The organism is Comamonas sp. wu1-DMT (assembly GCF_040187805.1).
In the GTDB taxonomy this organism is placed as follows: Bacteria; Pseudomonadota; Gammaproteobacteria; order Burkholderiales; family Burkholderiaceae_C; genus Comamonas; species Comamonas thiooxydans.
The window spans coordinates 803,259-822,308 of sequence record NZ_JBANEM010000001.1 but is presented as its reverse complement, the minus strand read 5'-3'; the positions used below and the strand labels follow the sequence as shown (position 1 = coordinate 822,308).

The 19,050-nt window shown below is 59.3% G+C and carries 31 protein-coding genes; 22 read left to right on the top strand and 9 right to left on the bottom strand.

The window, feature by feature from the left end; genetic code table 11:
- Positions 1 to 36: 36 nt before the first annotated feature.
- Positions 37 to 294 carry a hypothetical protein gene (locus tag V8Z78_RS03800; RefSeq protein ID WP_349730936.1) on the bottom strand — a complete coding sequence of 86 codons (258 nt, stop codon included), beginning with the start codon at positions 292 to 294 and terminating at the stop codon, positions 37 to 39.
- Positions 291 to 677: a hypothetical protein gene (locus tag V8Z78_RS03795; RefSeq protein WP_349730935.1), complete on the bottom strand. Its 387-nt coding sequence runs from the start codon at positions 675 to 677 to the stop codon at positions 291 to 293. The genes V8Z78_RS03800 and V8Z78_RS03795 overlap by 4 nt, the downstream gene beginning before the upstream one ends.
- Positions 678 to 780: 103 nt before the next feature.
- Here V8Z78_RS03795 and V8Z78_RS03790 point away from each other — a divergent pair, with 103 nt between their 5' ends.
- Positions 781 to 1,647: an HNH endonuclease gene (locus V8Z78_RS03790; protein ID WP_349730934.1), complete on the top strand. Its 867-nt coding sequence runs from the start codon at positions 781 to 783 to the stop codon at positions 1,645 to 1,647.
- A 418-nt stretch (positions 1,648 to 2,065) separates the two neighbouring features.
- On the opposite strand, the gene V8Z78_RS03785 is transcribed toward V8Z78_RS03790, so the two are convergent.
- The 4 genes from V8Z78_RS03785 to V8Z78_RS03770 are packed head-to-tail and all read right to left on the bottom strand — an operon-like array spanning position 2,066 to position 3,738.
- Positions 2,066 to 2,500 (bottom strand): hypothetical protein, encoded by a 435-nt coding sequence (locus V8Z78_RS03785; protein ID WP_349730933.1) that lies wholly within the window; start codon positions 2,498 to 2,500, stop codon positions 2,066 to 2,068.
- Complete coding sequence (locus V8Z78_RS03780) at positions 2,493 to 2,750, bottom strand: hypothetical protein (RefSeq protein ID WP_349730932.1); 258 nt, start codon at positions 2,748 to 2,750, stop codon at positions 2,493 to 2,495. Before V8Z78_RS03780 ends, V8Z78_RS03785 begins: the two co-directional genes overlap by 8 nt.
- 39 nt (positions 2,751 to 2,789) lie before the next feature.
- On the bottom strand, positions 2,790 to 3,020 hold the full coding sequence (locus V8Z78_RS03775; protein ID WP_349730931.1) for a hypothetical protein: 231 nt from the start codon (positions 3,018 to 3,020) through the stop codon (positions 2,790 to 2,792).
- 52 nt (positions 3,021 to 3,072) lie between these two features.
- On the bottom strand, positions 3,073 to 3,738 hold the full coding sequence (locus tag V8Z78_RS03770; RefSeq protein WP_349730930.1) for a S24 family peptidase: 666 nt from the start codon (positions 3,736 to 3,738) through the stop codon (positions 3,073 to 3,075).
- A gap of 70 nt (positions 3,739 to 3,808) precedes the next feature.
- On the opposite strand from V8Z78_RS03770, the gene V8Z78_RS03765 reads away from it, so the two are divergent.
- Together V8Z78_RS03765 and V8Z78_RS03760 are read left to right on the top strand one after the other, a co-directional pair.
- Positions 3,809 to 4,003: a hypothetical protein gene (locus V8Z78_RS03765; protein ID WP_349730929.1), complete on the top strand. Its 195-nt coding sequence runs from the start codon at positions 3,809 to 3,811 to the stop codon at positions 4,001 to 4,003.
- Positions 3,996 to 4,442 (top strand): hypothetical protein, encoded by a 447-nt coding sequence (locus V8Z78_RS03760; protein WP_349730928.1) that lies wholly within the window; start codon positions 3,996 to 3,998, stop codon positions 4,440 to 4,442. The genes V8Z78_RS03765 and V8Z78_RS03760 overlap by 8 nt, the downstream gene beginning before the upstream one ends.
- On the opposite strand, the gene V8Z78_RS03755 is transcribed toward V8Z78_RS03760, so the two are convergent.
- Complete coding sequence (locus V8Z78_RS03755) at positions 4,417 to 4,644, bottom strand: hypothetical protein (protein ID WP_349730927.1); 228 nt, start codon at positions 4,642 to 4,644, stop codon at positions 4,417 to 4,419. The genes V8Z78_RS03760 and V8Z78_RS03755 overlap by 26 nt on opposite strands.
- 156 nt (positions 4,645 to 4,800) lie before the next feature.
- Between V8Z78_RS03755 and V8Z78_RS03750 the strand changes: the two genes are divergently transcribed.
- From V8Z78_RS03750 to terL, 9 genes are read left to right on the top strand one after another with little or no spacing between them, the layout of a single operon-like run.
- Entirely contained in the window at positions 4,801 to 5,310 is a 510-nt protein-coding gene (locus V8Z78_RS03750; protein WP_349730926.1) for a phage regulatory CII family protein, read from the top strand.
- On the top strand, positions 5,303 to 6,241 hold the full coding sequence (locus tag V8Z78_RS03745; RefSeq protein ID WP_349730925.1) for a hypothetical protein: 939 nt from the start codon (positions 5,303 to 5,305) through the stop codon (positions 6,239 to 6,241). The genes V8Z78_RS03750 and V8Z78_RS03745 overlap by 8 nt, the downstream gene beginning before the upstream one ends.
- The gene (locus V8Z78_RS03740; protein ID WP_349730924.1) at positions 6,129 to 7,610 is read left to right on the top strand and encodes a replicative DNA helicase; all 1,482 of its coding nucleotides are present in this window, start codon (positions 6,129 to 6,131) and stop codon (positions 7,608 to 7,610) included. The genes V8Z78_RS03745 and V8Z78_RS03740 overlap by 113 nt, the downstream gene beginning before the upstream one ends.
- A 17-nt stretch (positions 7,611 to 7,627) precedes the next feature.
- A complete protein-coding gene (locus V8Z78_RS03735) occupies positions 7,628 to 8,098 on the top strand; it encodes a RusA family crossover junction endodeoxyribonuclease (protein WP_349730923.1) in 471 nt (156 codons plus the stop codon).
- On the top strand, positions 8,095 to 8,568 hold the full coding sequence (locus V8Z78_RS03730) for a DUF1367 family protein (protein ID WP_332295144.1): 474 nt from the start codon (positions 8,095 to 8,097) through the stop codon (positions 8,566 to 8,568). The genes V8Z78_RS03735 and V8Z78_RS03730 overlap by 4 nt, the downstream gene beginning before the upstream one ends.
- 45 nt (positions 8,569 to 8,613) lie before the next feature.
- Positions 8,614 to 9,018 carry a hypothetical protein gene (locus V8Z78_RS03725; protein ID WP_349730922.1) on the top strand — a complete coding sequence of 135 codons (405 nt, stop codon included), beginning with the start codon at positions 8,614 to 8,616 and terminating at the stop codon, positions 9,016 to 9,018.
- The gene (locus V8Z78_RS03720) at positions 8,997 to 9,563 is read left to right on the top strand and encodes a helix-turn-helix domain-containing protein (RefSeq protein WP_349730921.1); all 567 of its coding nucleotides are present in this window, start codon (positions 8,997 to 8,999) and stop codon (positions 9,561 to 9,563) included. Before V8Z78_RS03725 ends, V8Z78_RS03720 begins: the two co-directional genes overlap by 22 nt.
- A complete protein-coding gene (locus V8Z78_RS03715; RefSeq protein ID WP_349730920.1) occupies positions 9,544 to 9,819 on the top strand; it encodes a hypothetical protein in 276 nt (91 codons plus the stop codon). The genes V8Z78_RS03720 and V8Z78_RS03715 overlap by 20 nt, the downstream gene beginning before the upstream one ends.
- Complete coding sequence (gene terL / locus V8Z78_RS03710) at positions 9,773 to 10,966, top strand: phage terminase large subunit (RefSeq protein ID WP_349730919.1); 1,194 nt, start codon at positions 9,773 to 9,775, stop codon at positions 10,964 to 10,966. The genes V8Z78_RS03715 and terL overlap by 47 nt, the downstream gene beginning before the upstream one ends.
- Here terL and V8Z78_RS03705 read toward each other — a convergent pair.
- Positions 10,963 to 11,256: a hypothetical protein gene (locus V8Z78_RS03705; protein WP_349730918.1), complete on the bottom strand. Its 294-nt coding sequence runs from the start codon at positions 11,254 to 11,256 to the stop codon at positions 10,963 to 10,965. The two genes, terL and V8Z78_RS03705, sit on opposite strands and share 4 nt — an antisense overlap.
- Positions 11,257 to 11,316: 60 nt before the next feature.
- Here V8Z78_RS03705 and V8Z78_RS03700 point away from each other — a divergent pair, with 60 nt between their 5' ends.
- Together V8Z78_RS03700 and V8Z78_RS03695 are read left to right on the top strand one after the other, a co-directional pair.
- Positions 11,317 to 12,696: an anti-CBASS protein Acb1 family protein gene (locus V8Z78_RS03700; protein WP_349730917.1), complete on the top strand. Its 1,380-nt coding sequence runs from the start codon at positions 11,317 to 11,319 to the stop codon at positions 12,694 to 12,696.
- Positions 12,662 to 13,594: a phage minor head protein gene (locus V8Z78_RS03695; protein WP_349730916.1), complete on the top strand. Its 933-nt coding sequence runs from the start codon at positions 12,662 to 12,664 to the stop codon at positions 13,592 to 13,594. The genes V8Z78_RS03700 and V8Z78_RS03695 overlap by 35 nt, the downstream gene beginning before the upstream one ends.
- Here V8Z78_RS03695 and V8Z78_RS03690 read toward each other — a convergent pair.
- Positions 13,533 to 14,120: a DUF2441 domain-containing protein gene (locus V8Z78_RS03690; RefSeq protein WP_349730915.1), complete on the bottom strand. Its 588-nt coding sequence runs from the start codon at positions 14,118 to 14,120 to the stop codon at positions 13,533 to 13,535. The genes V8Z78_RS03695 and V8Z78_RS03690 overlap by 62 nt on opposite strands.
- 78 nt (positions 14,121 to 14,198) lie before the next feature.
- Between V8Z78_RS03690 and V8Z78_RS03685 the strand changes: the two genes are divergently transcribed.
- The 8 genes from V8Z78_RS03685 to V8Z78_RS03650 are packed head-to-tail and all read left to right on the top strand — an operon-like array spanning position 14,199 to position 19,041.
- Positions 14,199 to 15,494, top strand: coding sequence for a hypothetical protein (locus tag V8Z78_RS03685; protein ID WP_349730914.1), 1,296 nt, complete (start codon positions 14,199 to 14,201; stop codon positions 15,492 to 15,494).
- A gap of 3 nt (positions 15,495 to 15,497) precedes the next feature.
- On the top strand, positions 15,498 to 15,962 hold the full coding sequence (locus V8Z78_RS03680) for a hypothetical protein (protein WP_349730913.1): 465 nt from the start codon (positions 15,498 to 15,500) through the stop codon (positions 15,960 to 15,962).
- 28 nt (positions 15,963 to 15,990) lie between these two features.
- Positions 15,991 to 17,007, top strand: coding sequence for a major capsid protein (locus tag V8Z78_RS03675; protein WP_349730912.1), 1,017 nt, complete (start codon positions 15,991 to 15,993; stop codon positions 17,005 to 17,007).
- Between the two features lie 6 nt (positions 17,008 to 17,013).
- On the top strand, positions 17,014 to 17,577 hold the full coding sequence (locus V8Z78_RS03670) for a hypothetical protein (protein ID WP_349730911.1): 564 nt from the start codon (positions 17,014 to 17,016) through the stop codon (positions 17,575 to 17,577).
- On the top strand, positions 17,574 to 17,945 hold the full coding sequence (locus V8Z78_RS03665) for a DUF7370 family protein (protein ID WP_349730910.1): 372 nt from the start codon (positions 17,574 to 17,576) through the stop codon (positions 17,943 to 17,945). The genes V8Z78_RS03670 and V8Z78_RS03665 overlap by 4 nt, the downstream gene beginning before the upstream one ends.
- A 39-nt stretch (positions 17,946 to 17,984) precedes the next feature.
- A complete protein-coding gene (locus tag V8Z78_RS03660; protein ID WP_349730909.1) occupies positions 17,985 to 18,344 on the top strand; it encodes a hypothetical protein in 360 nt (119 codons plus the stop codon).
- On the top strand, positions 18,344 to 18,694 hold the full coding sequence (locus V8Z78_RS03655) for a hypothetical protein (RefSeq protein ID WP_349730908.1): 351 nt from the start codon (positions 18,344 to 18,346) through the stop codon (positions 18,692 to 18,694). The genes V8Z78_RS03660 and V8Z78_RS03655 overlap by 1 nt, the downstream gene beginning before the upstream one ends.
- Positions 18,691 to 19,041, top strand: coding sequence for a phage tail termination protein (locus tag V8Z78_RS03650; protein ID WP_349730907.1), 351 nt, complete (start codon positions 18,691 to 18,693; stop codon positions 19,039 to 19,041). The genes V8Z78_RS03655 and V8Z78_RS03650 overlap by 4 nt, the downstream gene beginning before the upstream one ends.
- The last annotated feature ends 9 nt before the right edge of the window (positions 19,042 to 19,050 follow it).

Below are 19,050 nucleotides of genomic sequence, written 5' to 3'. Positions count from 1 at the left end.
AGGTGGGAACGATGAGCAGGAGAGCAAATGCTTCGTTCATGGGCGTTCCTTCAAACATTGAACGGTCTGCGCATCCAGCCACTCGGCATGCATCCCCGGGCAGAGCCACGCGCCGGCGGCAGCTCGCTTGAGGTCGGCGACGGTCGAGCTGGTGGGCGAATCAGCCGCCTGGGCACTGCACCCGGCCAGTCCGGTGCACAGCACGATTAGCAGCAGGGCCAGAAACAACAAAGCCCGCTTGGGTGCGGGCTTCTTGCGGCGCGGGAAGCGCTGGAGTTGGATGGGCGGGCTCATTGCAGGCTCTCCATGTGCGCGGCGTAGACCGCGAGGGCGTTCTTCTTGCCGAACCACTCAGCAATTCGCTGCTTGAGCTTCTGCATGCTCTCTACGCTGGGGCTGAGCATCAGCTCCGTATAGGCATCAGCAGAGTCATCGTCGCAGGCCACCGCCTCATGCATAACTTCGTCTGCTGACCAACTGTGGTCGGCGAAGATCTTGTCCTTGAACCAGTCGCCGGGCTTGGCGATGGCTTGCAGAGCGGCAAGTACGATCAGCGGAGCCTGGCGTTGGGCTTCTTCATGCAGCTCATCAGCCGAACTCACCTCATTCTCCCAACGCTCGGCATCGGCGTGGGGGTTAGCAGATGGGCCGGCATAAACCGGGATTCGTGCGTTCATGTCAGTCTCCAAAAGGAAAAGGCCCGCGATTGCGAGCCTTCAGGGATAGTTAAGCCAGCACACAGCTATCGTTGGGACGAATATTTCTTAAGGCAGTGAAGATATGGAATCAAGGAAGACAACAAAAAAGTACCTGTACGGCGACGGTAGTCGCTCAACTGTTCAAATTGTTTTGGACGCTGTCATGTCGATTGAACATCCAGCAACCCAACACGAGATCTTCGAGCGCGTCTTCGCTGACATCCCCGAGTTCAAGAAAAGCAACATGTTTCCGGATCTGTCCTCCTTGACCGTTAACTGCGCTTCACGAAGTAACTACGCAGGAAACAAAAAGGCCAGAAAGACAGATGAAGGCAATCCTTTGGACAAGCTTTTCCGAGTTTGGATTGGCGGAGAAACACGCTATCTGCCATACGTACCGGAGCAACATGGAATTTGGGAACTACGAAAAGACCATGCCGGCAAGCTGAGGCCCAAGCTACTTGTCTCTCCTGCAAATGCAGAGAGGTTGCAGGCGCTGAGTGACATTGATCAGGAAGACGGATGGTCGCTACAGGAGGATGCGCGTAGGCAGGTAATGGCACTGATTGTTCGCAGAGAAGGGCAACCAGCTTTTCGGCAAAAATTACTTGATGCGTATGCCAGAACATGTGTTCTAACTGGCTGTACTGTCGAGGCTCTGCTAGAGGCTGCCCACATCGTTCCTTATCAGGGTGTGCACACCAACACCGTGCAGAACGGATTGCTGTTACGTGCTGATTTGCACAAGCTCTTTGACCTGCACTTGCTGCGCATTGATCCTCACACACAAAAAGTCGATGTGCATGAGTCATTGGTTGAATCAGAGTATGCGAGCTATGCCGGGAGCAGAATTCGCCAACCTATGCATCCGTCTCATGCTCCGAGTACAGAAGCTCTGACACATCATGCGCAGAGGTGCGTTTGGTGGCTCCAAGAGAGTGCTGCATAACTCCGGGCTAAGTTGCACGCTTAATTCGTGTTGGTAACAGTGGTCTAAGCCAGAACCCCCTCGTTGGAAGACGCTCTGGTTTTCATCCTGGCTCTTCCCGGTTACCCGGCTCCAGGACTCACATGCCCGTTCCTTGTCGGTGCAGAGGGGCAGCACCTTCATGGCTCCACAGCAGCGGGCATTCGCCTTCTTCTGCCTTCCCATCTTTCGACGCCGGTTGACCATCTGGCCGGTGCCGCTGCACTTTTGCGTTACTGCTTTGTGCTGCGATGGGATGTATTGAACCACGGTTGAATTTATAAAGTCAACCTAGGTTGATAAATATTTTTAACCGGGGTTGAAATTCAACCCATGACCACACACTGCACAGACGAAAAAATGCCCGCTCTGGGCGGGCTAGGTGTGAAGGCGGGGAGAGCTACTCTTTCGTCGCAGGCGAGGAGGCAACTGCTGGTGCCGAGCTTGGTACGTTGATGATGATTGGAGATGGGGTGGCCGGTTGTGCAATCGCAGGGGCAGGTGCCGGCGATGATTGCTTGAGCGCATTGCTCATCGCAAGAAAAAGACCGCCAAACCCCAGGAAAAGGCCAATTACCGTTCCGATCATCCACTTGTGGATGTCGATGTTGGTCTTATGCATCTCTGCTCGCAGATCGGAGATCCCTGTCTTCACGTCAGCGCGCAGTTCTGCAAAGTCTGCTTTGGTGGGCAGATTCTTGACAGCTTCTTCAAGGGCTTTGACGCGCTCTTCCATGCCGTCATTATGCGGCGGTGCACCACCGCCGTCTGCCATCCTTTTCTCGATAGCCCTGAGCCTGCGCTGGGCATCCATGTCATGGGCAAAGTCAGCCATGTGCGTACTTCTCCAGGCTGTCAAGCATCGCTTCAGTGCCTTCGCTCACTTTGTCGATATATTTATTAATATCCCCTTGTAATTCTCCTAGTTGCTTGAGATCTTGCTCTGATACATTACCGTCAGCAACTACTCTACGCTCCAGAAGTTGCAGCTTGATATTCATTTGCGCAAGTGCGCCTTCTATGGCTAGTTGAGATCTCGTACTCGCAATTAAAAATGCTTTGAGATTTTCGTAATCAGCGCTCATTTTTAAATCCAAAGTTTAGTGGAGCGACGTGGAAGAGGTTCATTTGCCGATGCCCCAGTTGTAGCCATCTGCACCGCAGTTCCTGTCGATGGATTCAAGGGCTTCCTGAGGGGTGTACTGTCTTGACCTCCAGCCCTTGATGTTCTCTGCGATCAGTGCTCGGCAATTGACTGGTAGGCCAGACTCTGCATAGATCAGCTTCTCGTTGGGGTCGCCCAATTTGCATCCAGAAAGTGAGAGGCATGCGGTGAAGACAAAAGCTAGTTTCATGTTCCCTCTAGATTCCCTGATCTTCATTCGTAGGCCCACATTTTTTGAACAACTAATATCTGCTCTTGATCCGCTTTCTCGGTACCTCGTGAGCACAGTAGTACATCCATGAGACTTGGCTCTCTTCATAGACCAGAAGATCAGGCTCATTGAAGCTTCCTAAGGTGTAGCTTCCATTGCGTCTTGAGAGCAGCCTCTTGATCATGGTGGATCCGTCTGTCAGCCTGACTAAAACGACGTCTTCAATATCAATTGGGGCGCCTGGCTCAACTAGGGCGAAATTCTTGTTCTCGTATTTCGGGAACATGCTTTGACCAACAACTTCAGCAAGAAATGCATGGTCATCGCTTGAGGCCAGCTCAGCATATTCATCGGTCGCTCCGACTGGGTGATCTCCATCCGTCCAAATCCTCTCGGGCATCACTCCTCCTGCGCCTCTCCCTACAACCCAGATTGGGCGCAAGCTCGACCGTTTTACTGGGTGCTGCGTGCCTTCTTGATCTTCAAGGTGCGCGGGGCCAGAGCCCGTTGCTAGCCATGTCGGGTTGAGCCCTAAAAGGGCTGCGGCCTTGATGTTGTTCTTGCTACCGAAGGCGCCACCGTCGCGAACCTTAACGACTGCTTGATAGCTGACGCCGAGAGCGTCAGCCAATTGCTGCACTCCCCATCCCTTTGCGTCGATGGACGGCTTTAGCCGATCCCAGTATGTAGAAACCATGGTTGTGATCGTATAGGGCCTGTATTGAACCTGGGTTGACATTTCAATATCAACCGTGGTTCAATTTGGCATGCTCAAATCTAAAGCCATTGAACTTTTGGGTGGCACGGTGACTTCCGCTGCCGATGCTGTTGGCATTTCTTACCAAGCCATCGTGAAGTGGCCAGATGTACTTCCGGCCCGCATCGTCGACCGCGTGCAGGCTGCCCTCTGGCGCATGCAGCAAGCAGAGCAGCCAACCGCCACCAAGGCGGGCCATGAATAAGCCCCGTAAAGCCCGAAAAGGCGGCCCATTGCTGTGGCAGCTCAAGCTGAGGCTGAAGCGGATGGAACGCCGGTTGGATGCCGATCTGAGCGCAATGAGAGCCAAGTTGGCGCGCACCACCCAGTTCGCGCCAGCTCCGATGGGTGAGACATGCGGCCTGCTGATCCCCGCAGAAATTCGGCGGCTCATCGGCGCCGAACATCTTGTTGAGCTCGAAGCGATCTCAGCCGACTTGGTAGCGCTGCAATCACAGGCTAGGCGCGAGTGGGTGCTCATGATGCTGGGAAGGCTGGGGCTCGCGCTGCAGCTCCGTTTTGTAGGTGACGACGCTGGCGGCGGCAGGCTGGAGTTAGGGCTGCACTTGCACGGGCTGGAAGCCTGGCGGGCGGAGCTGCGCGCACTTACCAACGTGGCTACTGATTCAGCGGGTCGTCCATGAACGGCTCGTGCGGAAACCACTTCTGTCCCCAGGACGCCGCTGCTTTCGCGATGGCCGGATCTGGATGGACTGAGAGCTCCTTTGATGTCCGATGCAATCTGGTTTTGAGTTTGCGATCGAGTTCTGCCGCGTTGACCAACAGCTGCAGTGCTTGGCTCATCAGGTCGATCTGCGTCTGCAAGCCTTTGATTTCTTCGTTCATGTCCGCCCTCTCTGGTGATGGTTGTGTAGGAGCTTCCATCGTAGCCCGGAGCCGGGCGGGCACCTTTTCCTCTCTTCTGGCTTGTGTTTCTTCGCATGAGGCCAGTGTCTCCGGCCAACAGCAGCGGAGCAACGTCCAATTTCCGGGAGCCCGGACATGAATTCCCTTGATGCACTGAGGCGCATGGTCGCCAGTTACCCCGGCGGCCGTTCGGCGCTGGCCGCCCGTATGGGCAAATCAGATGAAGTCCTGCGCAAGGAGCTGAGCGGTACATCCGTCCATCACAAGATGGGCTTAGCCGACGCGGAAGAGATTGCGGCCATGTGCCAGGAAGTTGGCAGCCCCGAGGCACATGCCTTGGGCACAGTCTTCTCATTCAAGGCTGGAATGCTCGTGCTCCCGGTCATGGAGCTGGGCTCTGACCGACTCTGCCTTTCAGCTACAACCGCTGATGCCGTGCGTGAAGCCGCTGATGTGCTGATGGCTGTGACGCACTCGAAGGCGGATGGCAATGTGAGCGACAACGACAAGCGCTACGTCCTGCGTGAGCTCGGCGAAGCTCTGGTCGCGCTGCAAAAGGTCGCGGTTGCACTGGTGGTTGAACATGCGGCCGACAACAAGGGTCGTCAGGAACAGCAGGCCGTGGGAGGCATTCCCAATGCGTGATTACGCCAAGGTCGCTCCCAAGATGTGGCATGGCAAGACCATGAAGGCCCTTCGAAAGCATCCGGAGGGGCTTGTTGTGGCCCTGTACCTGATGACCTCCCCGAGTTCCAACATGCTCGGCCTCTTCGCGCAGCCAGTTCTGTACATGGCCTACGAAACAGGCTTGGGCGAAGAAGGGGCTAGGAAGGGGCTTCAATGCTGCATCGATGCCGGTTATTGCTCCTATGACGAGGAGTCCGAGTTCGTCTGGGTCCACGAGATGGCGAGCTACCAGATCGCCAAGGAACTCAAGGCTACAGACCTACGCTGCAAGGGCATCCAGAAGGACTATGAGACTCTTCCGGAGAACCCGTTCCTGGGCGCCTTCTTCGAGCGTTATGCAGCAGCCTTCCATCTGACAAACGCAAGGGGCATAGAAGGGGCTTCGCAAGGCCCTTCCAAGCCCCATCGAAGCCAAGAACAGGAGCAGGAACAGGAGAAGGAACAAGAACAGGATTCCTCCTCTTCACTTCGTTCCGAGGAGGGGGCGGCGAAATCGCCTTCTCGCTCCTCCGGCCGAAAAAAATCTGAACAAACCACCTTGGCGACCTACCTGTCGACCTGCCGAGAGGCCGGGGTGAAGCCGTTGCCCAAGGACCATGCGATCCGAAGGTGGGCCGAAGACGCGGGCATCGGCGAAGAGATGCTGCAGGTGGCCTGGGTGGCCTTCCGTGAGCGCTACACCGAGGAAACGCAGTACCTGGCCAAGCGCTACAAGGACTGGCCTGCGACCTTTGCCAACTCGGTCAAGGACCGCTGGTTCTCGCTGTGGTTCACGAATGACGTCGGTGAGGTGCAGTGGACGTCGACAGGCTTGCAGCGCAAGGCCGTGCTCGATGCTCGCCATGCCGAGCAGCTGGCGCAGAAGGAGGTGGCCGATGCAACCGCATGACGACCACGAGATTCCTGTGCTGCCATGGTCTCCTGAGGCTGAAGCTGGTGTCCTAGGCGCTGTGATGCTCAACAACGACCTGTTCGACCAGGTCGGCGACATCCTGCTGCCCACGCATTTTTTCGACAAACGACACGCCCGGGTCTTCGAAACGGTCTCGAAGCTGTCCACGGCCTGCAAGCCTGCCGATGTGGTGAGCGTGCTGCTGGCCCTGCAGGCGGCAGGGCATGGCGACATCGACATGACGCTGCTCAACGAGCTGGCCCAGGTTCCGTATGGGCCTAGCAGCGTGCGGCGCTACGCGGAGGTCATTGCCGAGCGCTCCATGATGCGCGGGCTGATCGCAGCCGCCGGAGACGTGCGCGAAATCGCTGTGCTGCCAGGCATGGACGCTTCCGAGCGCTTGGACAAGGCCCAGGCCCGACTTGAATCGCTGACGGTCAGCCGTGGAGGCAAGGAGCCGGTGGCCGTGGGTTCGTTGGCATTGTCCATGCTGGAGCGGCTCCAGGCGCTGTCCGATGGCAGCATCAAACCGGGCATCAGCACAGGCATTCCTGGCCTGGACAAGCGTCTCAATGGCGGGCTGCGCGGTGGGAAGCTGATCATCGTGGCCGCACGCCCAGCCGTGGGGAAGTCATCGTTGACGCAGCAGGTCAGCATCAACTTGGCCAGGAGTGGAGTCCCTGCCGCAGTGCTGTCCCTGGAGATGCCTCAGGCGGATCTGTTGGACCGAACCACGAGCAATCTGGGCCGAGTCTTCCTGGACAACATCATCACAGGGCGACTGCACGACTCCGAGTGGGCGCGAGTTACAGAGGCCATCGAGCTGATGAACACCTTGCCGCTGTACCTGGATGACGAGTCTGGCCTGACCCTGGCAGACATTCGCGCCAAGGCTCGCAAGCTGGTGCGCCAGCACAAGATCAAGCTGCTGGTGCTGGACTACATCCAGCTGTGCGGCTCGCGCAAGGCGGACGACAAGCGTCACCACCAGATCGAAGAGCTCACCCGCGGCCTGAAGTCGCTGGCCAAGGAGCTCGACATCACCATCATCGCGCTCAGCCAGCTCAACCGCCTCGTGGAAGGGCGTATCGGAGGCAAGCCCCAGCTCTCCGACCTGAAGGAATCCGGCGCGATCGAGGAAGACGCGGACGTCGTGATCCTGCTGAGCCTCAACCACATCGCAGCCCATGGCGGAAAGGTCATCGAGGCCGACTTTGCGAAGAACCGCCAGGGCCGTGTCGGGAGCGTTCCGCTGTCCTTCGATGGCGGCTACCAGCGCTGGACCGACAGCAGCGAGCCCTTGTCAACGCCGAACCCCGGGCCGAGCCGCGGCCGTCGCGCCGTTCCCTACACCGAAGAAATCTGATTCAGGAGCACCAAACCATGATCACGCTCACTCTCCCGTACCCCATCAGCGCAAATCGTTATTGGCAGACCCGCGTTATCAAGGTGGCTGGACAGACCCGCGCCATGACCTACGTGAGCACCGAAGCCAAGGTCTTCAAGGAGCAGGTCGGTTGGCTGGCCAAGGCAGCGGGCATCCTGAAGCCCATCCTCGGCCGCGTGGCGATCTCGTACACGCTGCACCCTCACTGCCCGCAAGACGCGCAGCGCCGCATGAAGCGCGACCCTTACACCTGGGATGACACCGTGCAGTGCATCGACCTGGACAACGCCCAGAAGGTGCTGCTGGATGCCCTCAAGGGCGTAGCGATCGAGGACGACAAGTGGGTTCGCCGCATCACAGCTGAGCGCGGCATGCCAGTGGACGGCGGCAAGTTGGTGGTGACTATCACTCCAATCAAGGCTGCACCGGAGCAAGAGCAGGGCGATTTGCTGGGGGCTTTGCCATGAGCCGCCTTGTCATCACCAAGGGCCAGGACGGCAAGCTGTGCGGGCTGGACGCAGCGGGCCAGCGAGCCTATGCCAAATGGCGCCGCACTGTCACCGAGCTGGCCCCGGGACAGACTTTGGGCTTTTCCTTCTGGTTGCCCAGGTGTCCCGAGCATCACCGGTTCTTCTTCCTGCGCATCAACCGCCTGCTGGAGCGCACCGAGGCATTTGACGATGCCACCAAGCTGCGCCACTGGCTGCTGATCGGCGCCGGCCACTGCGATTTCGTGCCCGGCAGCGACGGCAAGCCCAACGCGATCCCCAAGAGCATGGACTTCGAGTCCATGGACGAGGCGGACTTCTGCGAGCTGCAGCGTTCCATCGACGCCTTCCTCTGGACTTTGCACGCACAGGCCATCTTGTGGCCAGCACTCGACGCGAACCAGCGTTGGGGCTGCATGGAGTCTTTCATGGAGGGCTTCCAGCGTTGAGCCCACCCATCACGCATTGCTTTCACCACCGCGGAGGGGAGATCCATGGGACGAGATGACCTGCAGTTTGATCTTTTCGACAGCAGCTCAGCCCTGGAGGAGATGCGCGCGGACGTGGCGGAGTCGGAGCTGGATCCGCCCATCGTCCATAGCATCGTCCGGGCAGAGGATTGCTGCGCACCAATACTGGCCGGGCCCACTTCCGTTTTCAATCTGGCAGCCACTGGCATGCAGCTACGCACACCCATCAGCACTCCGGAGAAGAACCGCAATGTGATGGTGGTCACACGGGAGCAGGGCGTTGTGCGTTGCCAAGTGGTGCGCTTCGCTGAGACAGAAGAGGGTATGGAACGGGAGCGTCAGCGCAGGGCCCGCCAGATCGTGCCCAAGGCCAAGAAACAGACTTTCAAGATGAGGAATAGCAGGACATGGGACGACCCTCAAAGCTGACCGAGAAACAGTGGGGCGAGATCACCGCCAGACTCGTGGCGGGTGAGAAGGCTGCGGATTTGGCCCGGGAGTATGGGGTCTCCAAAACCTCGATCAGTATGCGAGTTTCGAAACGCGCAGAAACAATCCATAGCGTTGCAAATCAAGTGGTTACGGCGGAGCGCTCACTTGCAAGCCTGCCAGTTTCCGAACAACTCATCGCAGTTAATTTAGCGTCCAAGCTGCGGGCGATCAGTGACAACCTCGCCAGCGCGGCTCAGTACGGCGCTCAGACTGCACACAGGCTCAGCGCCCTAGCCAATTCAGAAGTGGCAAAGGTGGACGACGCCGCGCCCCTGGCGCCCGAGAGCGTGAATGCCATGAAGGGCGTAGCCGTGCTCACCAAGTTGGCCAACGACAGCGCGAGCATTGCGCTGAACCTGCTGGCGGCCAATAAGGACACCATCAAGGAGCTCAACAGCCAGGAGCCCCAGCACTGCCTGGGCGGAAACGTGACCCCGGAGCAGTTGAAGGAAGCGGTGCAGAGTGTCCAAGCCAAGTTTTAGCCCCGCAGAGCGTCTGGCCGCCGTGGGCTGGGCGCGCGAAGACCTGTTCTCGTTCGCCCGTTGGATGTTCCTGCAGCGCAAGGGCTTCCTCTGGCGCCGTGCCCAGCACCACGCCATGATCTGCAACGCCTTGATGCGCGTGTTCAATGGCGAGTGCAAGCGGCTGATCATCATGATGCCCCCCCCGGTATTCAAAGACAGAGCTGGCCGTGGTGAACTTCATCGCCTGGGCCTTCGGCAAGGTGCCGGATGCTGAGTTCATTCATTGCAGCTACAGCACGCCGCTGGCCGTCAACAACAGCACTCAGGTGCGCAACCTGGTTCAGCACGAGGCCTTCACCGAGATTTTCCCCGAGCTGCGCCTGGCCACGGACGCCGGTTCGCACTGGAAGACCACCGCCGGCGGCGTCATGTATGCCACGGGCACGGGCGGCACTATCACCGGCTTCGGCGCGGGTAAGCACCGTGAGGGCTTCGGCGGGGCCATCATCATCGATGACCCGCACAAGGCGGATGAGGCGAAGTCAGACACCATCCGTAAGGGCGTCATTGACTGGTTCCAGAACACGCTGGAGAGTCGCAAGAACAGCCCGGACACTCCCATCATCGTGATCATGCAGCGCCTGCACGAGGACGATCTGGCCGGTTGGCTCTTGGGTGATCGTGGCAAGGATGGCAACGGGCCGCCAGTGGCTGGCGGCAATGGTGAGGTGTGGGAGCAGCTGCGCCTGTCGGCTTGGGTGGGCAAAGACGAGGAGCCGCTCTGGCCCGAGAAGCACAGTGCCGACGAGCTGCGGCGTATGGAGAAGGCCAATCCCTATGTGTTCGCCGGCCAGTACCGGCAACTGCCGGCACCGCCATCCGGGGGCGTGATCAAGCCCGACCTGATGCCCATCGTGGATGCCATCCCTGCGGGCGTGGTGGAGTGGTGCCGGGGCTGGGACCTGGGCGCATCGGGCGATGGTGACTACACAGCCGGCGGCAAGGTGGGCCGGCTGGCCGATGGCCGCTACATCATTGCCGACATGAAGCGGGAGCAGTTCGAGACCAACCTGCGCGACCAGCTCATCAAGAACACTGCGGTTTCAGATGGCCGCCTGCTGAAGCAGAGCCTGCCACAGGATCCGGGCCAGGCCGGTAAGTCCCAAGTGTTGGCATTCGCCAAGCTGCTGGCCGGCCACAACGTGCACTTCAGCCCTGAATCAGGGGACAAGGTCACGCGGGCCACGCCACTTGCTAGTCAGATCAATGCGGGCAACGTGCTGCTGCTCAAGGGCGCCTGGAACACTGCGTTCATCGATGAGTGCCGTCTCTTCCCGTTTGGCAAATTTGATGACCAGGTGGATGGCGCAGCACGAGGGTTCAATGGGTTGTTGCAGCCGACTGTTGGCATATTTACTTAGTTCCAGCCAAACGCCTTGGTCAGCCAGTTAACCAATAATGGCGCCAGTAATAGCGTTGCAAGAGCGCCCAGTGCTACAACCCACCATCTTTTTTTTTTAGGAAATGGCGGTTCATTCGTTGATTGGGCTTTGCCTGTAATCAAATTGTCTTCATGACGATTGTCTTGACCAAAATCGGCAATGCCACGGTCAAACCCATGAATGCGATTACCTTTTGTAGTCACATTTTTTGCACCTGGGCCAATATAGATGCCCGTGGATATGGGCTGTTCATTTGTGTCTTTATCCATTTTTCTCTCCACAAAAGTTTCGATGATTATGCGGGATGCTGACTCCCTAGCATTGGCTGCATGCCAGAGATCATCACTAACACCCTCGAAATCTCCCGCGCCCGCCGTGAGTTCCTCGGCTCCCTTGGCCTGGATGCCAAGCGTGCAACAGCCTGGATTCAGTACGGCTACAGCGAGCAAGTCAGCTTTGAAATGCTCTATGCCGCTTACGAGCGTGGCGGCGCTGGCCACGGCGCGGTTCACCGGCTGCTGGATGTGTGCTGGCTCAAGCTGCCTCGCATCAAAAAGCCGGAGAGTGATGAGAAAAGTCCATGGGAGGTGAAGACGGGCAAGGTGCTGCGCTCCATCCGGGCATGGAGCAAGTTCAAGGACTTGGACCGGCGTAACCTGGTGGGCAGATATGCGGCCGTGATCTACCGCGTGGCCGACAGCAAGCCGCTGGACCAACCTCTGGATCGGGCAACCACGCTGGTCGACCTTATCCCGCTCTACGAAAACCAGATCAAGGTCACGAAGTGGCACACAGACCAGGATGCCGAAAACTACGGCACTCCGGCTATGTTCCAGTACCGGCAAATAAGCGCACCAGGAACAGAGACGGAGGGTAGGCCTGAGAAGTGGGCCGATGTTCACCCCAGCCGCGTGCAGATCCTGGCCGAGGGCGCGGTCGGCGACTTCTACGACGGCGTGCCACTGCTGCGCGCGGGCTTCAATCGTCTGGTGGATCTGGACAAGATCGCCGGGGGCTCGGGCGAATCCTTCCTGAAGAACAGCGCTCGCACCATCGTGTTCAAGTACGACACGGGCGGCCAGCCACAGGCCATGCCTGGCCCTGACGGCAAGCCAGTCACGTCGGTGAAGGATGCGCACGAGGCGCAGGCTAAGGCCTTGAACCAGAATCAGGACGCGTCGATCGTCATGCAGGGTGGCGAGGCCACAACTCTGCAGACGGCGATCAGCGACCCCACAGGGCCCTGGACCACGGCGGCCAATGAGTTTGCGGCCTCCGTGCGTATTCCCTTCACCGTGCTGTTCGGCCAGCAGACCGGGCGCCTGGCCAGCGATGAGGACAAATCCGACTTTGCCAATCGCTGCTCCAGCCGGCAGGAGTTTGAGCTCACGCCCATGCTGGAGGAATTCATCACGCGCATGCAGGCGGCCGGCATCATCGACAAAGGCGAGTTTGAGATTGAATGGCCGCCGGTCAATGCCCCAACTGAGAAAGACAAGGTGGATCTGCTTGGCAAGATGACGGCCGCCATGCAGCAGGCATATCAGGCGGGGCTGACCGAGCCGATTTTCGATGCGAACGAGCTGCGCGCTGTGGTGGACTATGAACAGCGCAAGGATGATGGCATGCCGACCGAGGACGATCCTGCTCGCACTGGTCATGTAGATCCCGCAGATGACCCAATCGAAAATGCGCCGGCGAGCTCCTAACCCGGCCATCCCTGGCACGCCTCGGGACCGCACGGGCTCCACGCAACTGCTCCGCAAGGCGCTGGTCGCAATCAATGAGCGCTGGCTCAGGCTGACCACAGATGTGCTGGCCGCGTTCGAACGCATCCCGGTCTACGCCCTGAACGACACGGGCCCGCAGGTGGCCTATGGCATCACGCCTGCCATTCTCGATATCGTCCTGCTGGAGATTGCAGCTGCGCTCGATCGCTGGGTGCAGAACGGCAAGGAGCCAAAGGAGCTGTTCTGGTGGAATCCGTTTGTTGAGCAGGCATCACAGCTCGGCGCGCTGCAAAGCGTGACCAATCTCACGAACCTCTCTCAGGCATATGCCGCTTCACGCTCGTTCGATCAGGTGGTCCGCAGTGAGCCGTATCTCACACGGGTGGCACTGGCCCGCATGAAGAGCTATGAGCATTGGACGGGCTTGCGTGCCGAGGCGCAGAGTCGTCTGGCCGGCATCATTGGCCGAGCCGTGGCGGATGGCCTGAATCCTAAGGCTGCACGAACGCTGATCGTTGAGGGCCTGGGCGTGACCAGGTCAAAGGCTGCTCAGTATGCGCAAACCGACATCACCGACACCTTGCGGCAGGCGCGCTGGGCCGAATCAGAAGCTTCCCAGGTGCAGTACGGGCTGAAGATTGGGATGCTGTGGACCTCGGCACTGTTGCCGACCACCCGGGCCACGCATGCGATGCGCAATGGCCGGGTGTACACCACGGATCAGGTTCGGGCTTTCTACAGTCAGGGTGGCAACCGGTATAACTGCCACTGCGGGCAGACTGAGTGCCTGCTGGATGCTAGTGGAAGACCAATCCTTACTGAGTCGCTACAGCAGAAGATGGCTCTGGAGCTTGCCAATTGGTCTGCGGCAACATGACTGGTGGAAGCTGCCTGATGATATTGACGCTGTGAGGGATAAGGATTTCCCACATCGGATCAGCAGGGCCTTGTTCACCCCTCCAATATGCGTGGGCGTATGCAATCGAGAAGCCGCCTGGGTTTCCAATGTGCAATAAGTTCATGTTTGCAGTGAAGCTGCTGTCAGGGATGACTTCACTCACCTCATATGCAATGTGAAACGGAACCGGGGAAGGTAACTTAATTTTCAGTAGTGATACCTCATCTGGAACCGCGAAAAAGCTCTGCATGCGCGAGGGCCTATGAGGATAAAAGCGTTGGCGTACTTGCTCAAAAAGGAGCTCGATAGCGGTGCTGCTTACAGAGAACTCATTTTGCTTTTCTGACATATAGCGCTGGCCATGACGCGATAAGCCTGCTTCGAGGCCTTCGGATATCAGGTCGATAGTTTCTTGGCTTGCATCATCGGTTGGCCATTTAGCGAGGATGTCCAGCTTTCCAATCGGTAGAAGCTTGTCAAATGTTCTGCATATGTGAAATGGCATTCGTTCTCCTCTGAATAATGGAATTCTGCCGGATGCTCTTGCCTCCCTAGCATGACCTGCATCTTTATGAGGCAGACCATGGCAAAAAAGCGCATCCACATCATCAGTGCCGTCAATGCGGCCAACGTCAGCAAATCCGCCACTACCTACACGATCCGCGACGTTTGCGGCGCTGTCGATGACATCGTGATGAACCGCCGGCTGTACCCGGCAGACCAGTTGGCCGCCGGCGTCAAAAGCCTGAACGGCAAGCCCGCACCCGCAGGGCACCCCAAAAACAGCAAGGGCCAGCACATCAGTGCTGCCAACGGCGAAGCCCTGGCCACGGCCTGGATCGGCGCCTACTGCACCAATGCCCGGCATGAGGGCGGCCGCACGCTGACCGATATCGTCGTCAATGGCGACATGGCCCAGGCCACGGAGCAGGGCAAGAAGCTGGTTGCGCGCCTGGATGCAGCCATCGCCGGCACCAATGCCGATCCCATCCACGTCAGCACCGGCCTGAACCTGATCGAGGTCGTAGCCAACGGCGAGAGCCGCGGCAAGAAATACAGCTCGATCGCCACCAACCTGCATTACGACCACCTAGCCATCCTGCTGGACGAGCCGGGCGCCGGCACGCCGGAGGAGGGCGTGGGCATGTTCCTCAACAGCGAAGGCGGCGAGGACGAGATCGAGACCATCAAAGTCAACCAGGACCCCGAAGACCGGCGCTATGAGGGTGCCATTGGCTGGTTGCGCAGTTTCTTCACCAACAAGGACATCAGCTTCGACCAGATCTATGACGGCCTGCGCGTTGGGCTTCCTCAAAACTCATGGATCCGCGAGGTGTTTGCCTCCTATGCGGTCTGGTCGGACGAGGCCGGCAAGCTGTGGCGTCAGGACTATCACGTCGCAGAAAGTGGCTCCGTAGCATGGGTCGGACAGCCTGTTGAAGTCGTTCGGCAGGTTTCTTATGAACCGATCACGAACCATCAGGAGGTCGACATCGTGAAAGAGCAAATCATCGCCGCACTCAATGCTGCAGGCATCAAGACCGAGGGGCTGAGCGATACCCAAGTCCTCGCTGCCTACAACTCTCTGGTGAACAAGCCGCTGGAAGAAAAGCTGACTACAGCGAATTCACGCATTGCTGATCTGGAGACCGCCCAGGCCGCAGTCGTGAACGCCGAGCGCGACGCCCTGGCTACCGAACTGGCCGTCAACAGCTCCCTGACCGTCGATGACTTCAAGCTGATGCCGCTGGAACGCTTGAAGGAGCTCAAGGCCAAAGCCGCGCCCGTCAGCGTGGGCAACAAGCAAACCCAGACGCAGCCCGGCGACGAGTTCAAGGGCTACTCCATCAACAGCCTGATTGAAGAAGGAGCCAAGTAAGCCATGGCCAAAGCCAACCTCATTTATCGCGGCCCTCATGACCGCCATCCGCGCACAGTGTCGGACAAGCCTGTGGCTGCAGCTCTGTTGCCGGGCACCTTTGTTACCGAGGGCGCCGCCACTCTGGCCCAGGCCACAGCACCAGGCCCCATGGTGCGCTTGCTGGCACACCGTGACTTCTACGCCCAGGCCGGCAGCTGGTTCAACGGCAGCGATCCGCTCAAGACGGCCTACGCCGCCAACGAAACCGGCGTGGCCTACATCCTGGAGCCGGGCCAGCAGTACCAGGCTGCCGTGGCCGCTGGCAACTACACCTTCGGCCAGCCGCTGACCATCGGTGCCGCTGGCCGCCTGACAGCCGCTGCTGCCAGCAACCTGGTCGTGGCCTTCGCCTCGGCCGCAGTCACCGGCGCCGCCGCCGGCGATCTGGTGGACATCGAGATCGCCAACTTCTACAACATGGCCTGACCGGTCAAGACTCAATAGGGAGAATCACATGCTTCGTTTGACCGATGAACAAGGCGCAGCCATCAATGGCGCCCGCGCGGCGTTCAATATGCGCCAGACGGCCATGGCCGCAAGTTCGGCCTTTGCTGATGGCTTTGGCGACACGATGACCGGCAATGCCGCCCAGGTGCCCCTGGACGCATGGCGCCGCATCGATAGCCGCTCCGTGCAGCTGCAACGTGACATCCTGGTGATGTTCAACCGCCTGGCCCAGGCCAACTCCACGCCCGTGGCCATGGCTGATCTGGTGTCCTACTTCCCAAAGATTTCCGACTCGGGCGAGGTGCACGTCACCATGGACGGTCGCAGCGAAGGCCGCGCTGATCAGGCCCTGGTGCAGTACGAGGGCACACCGCTGCCCATCTTCGACAGCCAGGCGCGCTTCGGCTGGCGTCAGATGGAAGTGATGCGCCGTGGCCCCTCGGGCATCGACACGGCCACCATCTCCAACCACCAGCGCAAGGTGTCCGAGAAGCTGGAAGACGTGGTGCTCAATGGCTATGGCTCCATCAACGTGGCCGGACAGACCATCTACGGTCTGCGCAACTTCCCGCAGCGCGCGAGCGATGTGCACGGCCTGGACCTGAAAGGTGCGACGGGCGCACAGTGGCTGAGCGTGATCGAGAAGTTGGTGAATGCCCACCTGGGCGACAACGCCTACGGCCGCATCTCCATCTTCCTGAACTACAGCGATTACACCTACGCGGACATCAACGAGTTCACCGCCGGCTATCCGAAGACGATTCTGGCGCGCCTGCGCGAGGTCTCACAGGTGGCCGAGATCGTGCCTGTGCCACGCCTGGCTGCCAACGAGGTGATCAGCATCGCCAACATCAGCAACGGCGACTGGGGAACCATCCTGAACGGCATGCCCCTGGTCACCCGCCCCAAGGTGCGTCACAACCCCGAAGACGACTATGTGTTCGGCGTGCTGGCTGCGGCCGTCCCCCAGTTCCGCAGCGACTTCGAAGGCCGCTCGCAGATCGCCCACTTCACCAAGAGCTGATTGACCATGGCCCTCTACATCATCAAACACCTCAAGGCACCCTGGCCCAAAGGGGCCAAGGTAGGCGACATCATCGAATTCAATGCGCTTCCTGGTTGGGCCGCTGGCAAGTGTGAACTGGGCGGCTCGCAGCCCACGGTCTTTGCCGATCAGGAAGTCTCAGGCGATGGCTCTGGCTCTGGCGCTGCGCTGGCGCTGGTCGATCCCGATGCAGCCAAGATCGCTGCAGCTATGGCAGACGCTGCCGAGCAGGAGCGCCTCGAGCGCGCCCGCATCATGGCGGAGCAGAAGGCCACTCTGGAGGCCCAGGGGAAGACCATCGAAGGCCTCATCGCTGATGTCAAGGCCGGCCTGGCCGAAAGCCAGAAGCTGGAGCAGCAGCTGGCTGCCGCCAAAGTCGACCTCGAAGCCTCTCTGTCCCGTGAAGCTACGCTGCAAGGCCACCTTACGGATACGCAAAAGCTGAATGAGGCTGCTGTCGGCGAAATCGAGAAGGTGCGCGGGCAAGTTGCTGACCTGCAGGCGCAGCTCGCTGCTGCAAAGACCGAAGTGAAGGCAACCAAGAAATGATCACGAGCACGCAAGCGCAGCAGTACCTGGATTCAGCCCTGGGCGTGAGCGTGCCCGCGTTCCTCTTGGAGGCTGCCGTAGCCCGTGTTGCCACAGCCGAGCAGGCCATGGTGGATTCTGGCTACGACAGCCACACTCAAATCTTGATCCAGTGCATGGCCGTGGCACTGGTGGCAGCCGCTGGAGATCCACGGCGCCTTTCCAGCCAAGGTGCCCCCTCTGGTGCATCGCGTGGCTTCAAATACAAGGATGGCGACCTCACAGCCTTGCGGCGTTCCCTTGCCGCACTGGACAAGGCCGGCACTGTGGCCGATATCGTCGGCCCGGATCCAGCGGCCTCGGCATTCATGTTCGTGGTCAACGGCTGACCGCCAGCCCTTCAAATAGCGCTCCCTAGCATGGGGCGCATGTCTGCATCAGCTGCCTGGTCCTATACCGCTAAAGCCACTCATTGGGAGCTCCTTGGTCGTGACGACTGGAGCGGTCAGCTTTCCTTTGCGCCTCCCGTGCTTTTTGACTGCGACTACAAGTCTGAAGCAGTGCGCTCATCCGACGCAGGGGGTACGTCTCCGGATACAGGCGTGGAGCTGGCCCTGCGCCAGGTCATCTACACCGAACACAGCACCGTCAAGCAAGGCGACTACGTCCTGATCGGCGAGAGCGCGCTGGGTGATCCCGTGGCGGCCGGCGCAGCTGAGGTGCGCACTGTGGTGCGTGATGCCGACACCTTCGACCGCATCGCGGACGATTTCAGGATCTTGACGTAATGGCCAAGCCACGTATCACCAGCCGACTGCCGCAGTTCGTGGAGCAAGTCCAAGCCAAAGGGGCTCGTGGCATGACGCAGGCGCTCATCCTTGGTGCCTCAGAAGCTTCTGTCCTCACCCCCATTGACACCTCAACTCTGCTCAACAGCCAATACCGCAGGGTAGAGACCGCAGCGACCAAGGTAGTCGGCCGTGTCGGCTACACGGCTGTCTATGCCGAACCCGTGCATGACCCTGACAACGTGCAGCGCTTTCGTCGACCATCTGCTGAGAAGGAATTCCTGGCCAAGGGATTCGAGCGAGCAGAGCCCAACATTCGTGCCGTGATTTCCGGAGCAATCAAGACATGACCGCGAGTGAATCTCTGCGAGAGCTCCTGCAGCCGGTGCTTGCGGGCTGGCGCTTTCAGTTTGGTCGCTGGATCGATAGTGGCAAGTCGGATCGCTATGCCGTTCTCAAGCCCATGGGTGGGCCTCTGGCGGGTCTGGTGCGGCAGCCTACCTTCAGCCTGGTGTTGATCGGTGCCGGCGCGGACCCGCTCACTGCGCCCGAAAGCAAAGCCCAGGAGGTGATCGAGAAGCTGCTTGATGAATCCGGCTCCCTAGTATTTGCACAACCGGGTGAGCCAGTCTACTGGGCTACCGACGATGGCCGGCCAGTGGCCGAGATAGCCATCAATACCATCATCAACCGATAGAAGGAGATC

Excerpts from the sequence above, each read along its gene's own strand:
- V8Z78_RS03750 (WP_349730926.1), top strand. The coding sequence starts at position 4,801 with ATGAATTCCCTTGATGCACTGAGGCGCATGGTCGCCAGTTACCCCGGC.
- V8Z78_RS03775 (WP_349730931.1), bottom strand. The coding sequence starts at position 3,020 with ATGAAACTAGCTTTTGTCTTCACCGCATGCCTCTCACTTTCTGGATGC.
- V8Z78_RS03745 (WP_349730925.1), top strand. The coding sequence starts at position 5,303 with ATGCGTGATTACGCCAAGGTCGCTCCCAAGATGTGGCATGGCAAGACC.
- V8Z78_RS03765 (WP_349730929.1), top strand. The coding sequence starts at position 3,809 with ATGCTCAAATCTAAAGCCATTGAACTTTTGGGTGGCACGGTGACTTCC.
- V8Z78_RS03695 (WP_349730916.1), top strand. The coding sequence starts at position 12,662 with ATGACCCAATCGAAAATGCGCCGGCGAGCTCCTAACCCGGCCATCCCT.
- V8Z78_RS03660 (WP_349730909.1), top strand. The coding sequence starts at position 17,985 with ATGTCTGCATCAGCTGCCTGGTCCTATACCGCTAAAGCCACTCATTGG.
- V8Z78_RS03690 (WP_349730915.1), bottom strand. The coding sequence starts at position 14,120 with ATGCCATTTCACATATGCAGAACATTTGACAAGCTTCTACCGATTGGA.
- V8Z78_RS03785 (WP_349730933.1), bottom strand. The coding sequence starts at position 2,500 with ATGGCTGACTTTGCCCATGACATGGATGCCCAGCGCAGGCTCAGGGCT.
- V8Z78_RS03735 (WP_349730923.1), top strand. The coding sequence starts at position 7,628 with ATGATCACGCTCACTCTCCCGTACCCCATCAGCGCAAATCGTTATTGG.
- V8Z78_RS03720 (WP_349730921.1), top strand. The coding sequence starts at position 8,997 with ATGGGACGACCCTCAAAGCTGACCGAGAAACAGTGGGGCGAGATCACC.
- V8Z78_RS03655 (WP_349730908.1), top strand. The coding sequence starts at position 18,344 with ATGGCCAAGCCACGTATCACCAGCCGACTGCCGCAGTTCGTGGAGCAA.
- V8Z78_RS03670 (WP_349730911.1), top strand. The coding sequence starts at position 17,014 with ATGGCCCTCTACATCATCAAACACCTCAAGGCACCCTGGCCCAAAGGG.
- V8Z78_RS03800 (WP_349730936.1), bottom strand. The coding sequence starts at position 294 with ATGAGCCCGCCCATCCAACTCCAGCGCTTCCCGCGCCGCAAGAAGCCC.
- V8Z78_RS03705 (WP_349730918.1), bottom strand. The coding sequence starts at position 11,256 with ATGGATAAAGACACAAATGAACAGCCCATATCCACGGGCATCTATATT.
- V8Z78_RS03685 (WP_349730914.1), top strand. The coding sequence starts at position 14,199 with ATGGCAAAAAAGCGCATCCACATCATCAGTGCCGTCAATGCGGCCAAC.
- V8Z78_RS03725 (WP_349730922.1), top strand. The coding sequence starts at position 8,614 with ATGGGACGAGATGACCTGCAGTTTGATCTTTTCGACAGCAGCTCAGCC.
- V8Z78_RS03755 (WP_349730927.1), bottom strand. The coding sequence starts at position 4,644 with ATGAACGAAGAAATCAAAGGCTTGCAGACGCAGATCGACCTGATGAGC.
- V8Z78_RS03770 (WP_349730930.1), bottom strand. The coding sequence starts at position 3,738 with ATGGTTTCTACATACTGGGATCGGCTAAAGCCGTCCATCGACGCAAAG.
- V8Z78_RS03700 (WP_349730917.1), top strand. The coding sequence starts at position 11,317 with ATGCCAGAGATCATCACTAACACCCTCGAAATCTCCCGCGCCCGCCGT.
- V8Z78_RS03730 (WP_332295144.1), top strand. The coding sequence starts at position 8,095 with ATGAGCCGCCTTGTCATCACCAAGGGCCAGGACGGCAAGCTGTGCGGG.
- V8Z78_RS03780 (WP_349730932.1), bottom strand. The coding sequence starts at position 2,750 with ATGAGCGCTGATTACGAAAATCTCAAAGCATTTTTAATTGCGAGTACG.
- V8Z78_RS03650 (WP_349730907.1), top strand. The coding sequence starts at position 18,691 with ATGACCGCGAGTGAATCTCTGCGAGAGCTCCTGCAGCCGGTGCTTGCG.
- V8Z78_RS03740 (WP_349730924.1), top strand. The coding sequence starts at position 6,129 with ATGACGTCGGTGAGGTGCAGTGGACGTCGACAGGCTTGCAGCGCAAGG.
- V8Z78_RS03665 (WP_349730910.1), top strand. The coding sequence starts at position 17,574 with ATGATCACGAGCACGCAAGCGCAGCAGTACCTGGATTCAGCCCTGGGC.
- V8Z78_RS03760 (WP_349730928.1), top strand. The coding sequence starts at position 3,996 with ATGAATAAGCCCCGTAAAGCCCGAAAAGGCGGCCCATTGCTGTGGCAG.
- V8Z78_RS03675 (WP_349730912.1), top strand. The coding sequence starts at position 15,991 with ATGCTTCGTTTGACCGATGAACAAGGCGCAGCCATCAATGGCGCCCGC.
- V8Z78_RS03680 (WP_349730913.1), top strand. The coding sequence starts at position 15,498 with ATGGCCAAAGCCAACCTCATTTATCGCGGCCCTCATGACCGCCATCCG.
- V8Z78_RS03795 (WP_349730935.1), bottom strand. The coding sequence starts at position 677 with ATGAACGCACGAATCCCGGTTTATGCCGGCCCATCTGCTAACCCCCAC.
- V8Z78_RS03790 (WP_349730934.1), top strand. The coding sequence starts at position 781 with ATGGAATCAAGGAAGACAACAAAAAAGTACCTGTACGGCGACGGTAGT.